Raw genomic sequence first — 5,412 nt, forward strand, 5'->3', positions numbered from 1 at the left:
GCTCGTGTCTTATCTTCAGCAGATCTTGTGTCAGCTTTTTAACAAGTCAACAGAACTAGTTGTAATTATACACTTTTTAATAATAATAATATATGGCTCTGATGTTTGTCAATGTATTTAATGTAATTTTATTCCATTTTTAATTGTTTTCAAATTTACCTCCATAAACGCTCCATTATAAATAAGGCTAAGCCACCCAATATTTTATTGTTACGGTGAGGTCTTCACATAATCATACTTCTTCACCAGGCATCCTATAAAAATGCCGTCACTTATCTATATAAAAAAGCCCTGAACAAATTTTATGTCCAGGACTTATTATAATAAGATTGATTATTTTACGATGTCTATTATATCCACCAATTACATTTCTTCAACTGCAGTTTTACCAGCAATTCTACCAAAGGTAAAGATATCGGTAAGTGCATTACCGCCAAGACGGTTGCCTGCATGAATACCACCTGCAACTTCACCTGCAGCATATAGGTTTCTAATTGGATTACCTTTTTCATCTAATACTCGAGTACAAGTATCAATCCTTAAGCCACCCATTGTATGATGAACAGCTGGTTTTCTTGGTGTCGCATAGAAAGGTGGTTTTTCAACTTTTAAGCTGAATGTATCCTTGTGGAACTCAGGATCTAAACCCGCATCCACATACGAATTGTATTTTTTAATGGTGTCCGCAAGTATCTGTGGATTCATCCCTACTTTCTCAGCAAGCGCTTCAATTGTATCCGCCTTAAAGAGTGTTCCTGCTGCCACTTGATGCTCGATTTTTTCCTCACTTGTATTGGCAGCCGTCTTCTTGATTTCACTATCGGCAATCAAGTAGAATAAGCCACCCTCTTCAATTGCCGCCTTGGTCAATACGTCTCTACCGGAGAACTCGTTGACAAACCTCTTGCCTTCTGTGTTAACAATAACAAAGTTTTCAGGAGGCACTTGAACACCGCTGAAGAGTTCACCAGTTTCTGGGTCAGAAACGGGCATCATCTGTGTAAAGCCCATACCTGTAAGAGCCGCACCAACGGATTGACCAAGTAAAATCCCATCTCCAGTCATTGCATATGAATTTGTGGTTCTGATATTGTCGTCAATCTCTTTCCAATATGTGTTGTACTCTTTAAGCATTTTTGTATTGGCACCGAAACCACCACTAGCAAGCACCACTTTTTTGGCATGAACTGTGATCTTTTGACCATTTTCGCCTCTTGCGATTACACCTTTAATTTCGCCATTTTCTAGGATGAATTCCTTTACAGGGCTGTCTGTTATGATTTTACCTGCGTTTGCTTCAACAAAGTCTCTAAGGGCTAAAATAAATGCTGTACCATAGGTCTTAACAGGCTTATGCCCACGACGCCACAAGGCACCTACTGGGGCAAAAACGATATTTTTATCATATTCAACACCAATTTCTTCAAGCCATTTAACACTTTCAAGTGCATGGTCTGTCATGATTTTTACCAGATCATATTGGCCATAGATTTCATTGCCATGAAGGTCTGTTCGCTTACCACCAAAGTAAGTCTGCATTCTATGAAGAAGTGGCGAGTCAAATAGGTGGCCCTTTACGTCTTTAAACTTTTCTTCATAGGCCATAAATTCTTTCTTTAGTGCTCTGAAATCCTCTAAATACTCAGGGTGAATCAGGCTTTCATCAGTAGCAAGTAAGCCCTCGATCGTCGTTCTCTCACCAGGATTCTCCTCAAATCCAGCCTGCCATTCTGGGTTGGCTGCATTGACTGGACCACCAGAACGGATGGTATTACCGCCCACTGCTGGGTACTTCTCAATAACGATTGTATTTGCACCCTTTTGAAGGGCTGTAGCCGCAGCACTAAGGCCTGCACCGCCGCCACCTACGATGACGATATCACAGGTATATTCTTCATCCTCTCTGTTTAGAGCACTTGGTGGTTTAGGGCGTCTTTTTAAGATATCAGGGTTAACACCTGCTAGTTTAACCGCTTTTGCAACGCCATCGAGTACAGCATTACTCGTTTCTGAGGCACCTGAAAGCGCATCGACATTCAGCGTCTGACCCTCGATGATTCGATCAGGAATTCTTGTGAAAACAACATCTGCAAGGCCTTCTGTCTCACCTTGTCTGTCAATCTCTATGGTCTCGATGCGCTTTTCGCTAAAGGTCACCTTCATGGGTAGACTACCACCATGACCTAATGTACTTACTTCATAATCTCCTGGGTTAAACTCAAATTCTTCCTCTTCATTTAAAAGATTTGAAATTTTTGAAAAACGCATAAAACGCAAGAAGCAGACTTCAAGGAAATCAATGGTTCTTTCGCTATTGAGGTCTCCGTTTTCATCAAAGGCCTTATGGGCATTCCCAAGTAAGAACTCATAACCCGGCATGACATTAGCATCCACTCCTGGTGCATCTAATATCTGACGAAGGTGTAATTGTGCACGTGATGAGCCCTGTGCATCCCTTGAAGCACCCAAAATCATTACGGGTTTTCCCACCAGTGGATGAAGCTCAAAACTAAGCCATTCAATAAGGCTCTTTAGACTCGACGGCACCGAGTGGTTGTATTCTGGCGTTGCAAAGATCACCCCATCACATGCTGTAATTTTATCGTTGAACATCTGAAGGATTTCTGTATTGGATTGGTCGTCTGATTGGTTAAACATTGGAACATCTGCGATGTCCAAAATCTCAATCTCAGCTTTTGGTTCAAAATACTTTTTCATGAACTGAAGGAGTAAACGGTTATATGATTTTTTCGCACTCGTTCCAGCAATTGCAACAAATTTCATCATGTTCCCTCCTATACCTGCCAAGTGTATTTTTTATCTTTTTTGATGACTTCTTTTTCAGCCAATAACTTTGATGTGATTTCTGTAAACAACAAGAATTCTCTAAAAACTTCATTGAGTTCCACCAGTTTATCAGGGTATTTTAGCTTCCCAGCATAATCAAATGCCTCTTGTGATTTTCCAAGAAGAAATTCACTGCTTGGCATAATTCTCGCCGCAAGTTCAGGCGAATCAAGAATCTGTCTGAGATGGGCCTGTGCTCTTGAAGACCCTAAAGTCCCATGAGATGCGCCTACAATTAAAACTGGTTTGTCTGTAAGCGCCTGACTAGTATAACTGATCCATTCGAGTGCACTTTTTAAAACTGCCGGAATAGCGTGGTCATACTCAGGTGTTGCGATTATAACGCCATCAGCATCTATGATTTTTTCTGACATTTCTACGACTGTTTCAGGCACTTGGTCACCTTCAACCTCGTAAAAGGCAGGTAATTCCTTGATTTCACAAAGTGCTATATCCGCATCCTTTGCAAAGTGCTTTTGCATAAATTGAAGCAGCTTGCGATTCGTCGATACATCCGCATTTGTGCCTACAATTGCTAAATATTTCATTGGTTTCCCCTCTCTATATGGAAAATAGTCTCCATTTCATTTGATTGATATAATTTTAACACGTTCATATAAGTCTATCTAATAGTTATATATTGAAGATTGATAACAAATTTGTTATCATCAAATATAAAATAAACCTAGCAACCATTTAGAAGAGGTGGTATATATGTCACAAAACAGTCCACAGAACACCCTATATTATATTGACGCCATACTCAAGTACAGCAATTATGGCAAGGCTGCCAAGGCACTTTATGTCTCTCAGCCCTACCTAACACAAGTAATAAAACGCGTGGAAAAGCAACTTGAATGTGAACTCATTAACAGAAGTGAACTCCCATACCGCCTAACCGAACAAGGCAAAATATATTATGAGTACTTAACTTCATTAGAAAATCGTTATTCGAGATTTCTAAATGAAATCGCAGCGGTTGGAAACCTTGAAAAACAAGTGATTAAAATTGGGATTCTACCAAGTCTTGGGACTTACCTCCTTCCACTCCTGCTCCCTAATTTTTTAAAAAAACATCCGAACTGTAAGGTTGAGCTTTTTGAAGATTTTCCTGAAAAGAATGAGAAACGCACCCTAAGTGGTGAGTTGGACTTTTGGATTGGACAAAACTCTAGAAACATCTCTCCAAATCTGAGCTCGACCATTTTGGGAAAAAACAGCTATATTGCCATTATCCCGTGCTCTTGCCCACTTTATAAAGAGGGTGTCCCAATTATTGAAGAAGGCACTTATGACATGAAGACCCTCCTCAGCCAAAACCTCATTTTAACCAGTAAGGGGTCCTCCATAAGGAGTCAAATTGACCAGCTTTTGAGCCTTTATAAAATCACACCTAATATTATCCTTGAGAGTACTGAAATCTATACCATTCAAAAACTCTCTATGAACAATATTGGCTTGACCTTCATTCCCGAGAGCATTAGCGTCCAGCCTTGTCCAGAAAAATACAACCTCTACACACTACCAATCGAAGAACTGAGCTTGGATTTTTTTATTGCACATCATTCGGACAGGCCACTCTCAGAAACTGATTTGGCACTTATTAACGCCTTCTCTATTGACCAAGAAAATGCTTTTAGTTTAGGAGAATCAAATGGAAACCTCTAAAAAAACACTCTATCTCATGGGGACAGTCATTAAACTCTCCTTAACAAGCCAAGATGCTGAGGCACTTATAGATGAGGCTTCAAAAATGCTGAGTCGATTCGAACAGGTCTTTAGTGCCAACAACGACAAGTCCCCACTTGCCAAACTAAAAGAGACCGCTTATAAAGCACCCCAAAAGGTAGATGCCGACTTATTTGACCTAATAAGGATTGGCAAAGACCACAGTCAAACAGAGGGGAGTCTCTTAAATATTGCAATCGGACCACTTACAAAGCTCTGGCATATTGGGTTTGAAGACGCATGTGTCCCAAGCCAGAAAGAGATCGAGTCTATCCTAGGTATTATAAATCCAGAACACATCGCCTTAGATGAAGAAAATCAAACTGTTTTCTTCAAGAAAAAGGGCATGACAATAGACCTCGGTGCCATCGCCAAGGGCTATTTCTGCGATATAATTATGGCTTTTTTTAAGGATCATGGGGCTGTTTCAGCCATGGTCGATTTAGGGGGTAATGTACTTGTTTATGGAGATTCGCCTAAGGGAAATGAAGAATGGCAAGTTGGGATTCAAAACCCCTTTTTACCGAGGGGCAATTTGGTTGCCAGTGTCAGCGTTAGGAACCAATCTGTGGTGACTTCAGGCATTTATGAGCGGATTTTTAAAATTGATGGTCAAACCTACCACCATATTTTCGACAGCAAAACCGGTTATCCAATAAAGACCAATATCGCCTCACTGACCATCATTGCTGATAAGTCCTTGGATTGTGATCTTTATACGACAAAATTCTTTGGCCTTGATATCCAAAGAATTTTAAAGGAGGTAGAGGAGATTGAGGGCATGGGGGCCATCGTCATCACTAGGGATGGCAGGATGGCACATACTCGTAATCTTAA

General features: G+C 40.4%; 4 protein-coding genes. 2 read left to right on the top strand and 2 right to left on the bottom strand.

What is annotated here, in order from left to right:
• Nucleotides 1-363: 363 nt before the first annotated feature.
• Together AC220I_RS17665 and AC220I_RS17670 are read right to left on the bottom strand one after the other, a co-directional pair.
• Complete coding sequence (locus AC220I_RS17665; RefSeq protein ID WP_486725186.1) at nt 364-2,787, bottom strand: flavocytochrome c; 2,424 nt, start codon at nt 2,785-2,787, stop codon at nt 364-366.
• An 8-nt stretch (nt 2,788-2,795) separates the two neighbouring features.
• Nucleotides 2,796-3,395 carry an NADPH-dependent FMN reductase gene (locus tag AC220I_RS17670; protein WP_486725187.1) on the bottom strand — a complete coding sequence of 200 codons (600 nt, stop codon included), beginning with the start codon at nt 3,393-3,395 and terminating at the stop codon, nt 2,796-2,798.
• A gap of 166 nt (nt 3,396-3,561) precedes the next feature.
• On the opposite strand from AC220I_RS17670, the gene AC220I_RS17675 reads away from it, so the two are divergent.
• Together AC220I_RS17675 and AC220I_RS17680 are read left to right on the top strand one after the other, a co-directional pair.
• Complete coding sequence (locus AC220I_RS17675; RefSeq protein ID WP_486725188.1) at nt 3,562-4,515, top strand: LysR substrate-binding domain-containing protein; 954 nt, start codon at nt 3,562-3,564, stop codon at nt 4,513-4,515.
• Nucleotides 4,502-5,412: FAD:protein FMN transferase (locus AC220I_RS17680; RefSeq protein ID WP_486725189.1), on the top strand; the 911-nt coding region annotated here is incomplete at its 3' end. The genes AC220I_RS17675 and AC220I_RS17680, both read left to right, overlap by 14 nt.

Source organism: Fusibacter sp., from assembly GCF_057447755.1.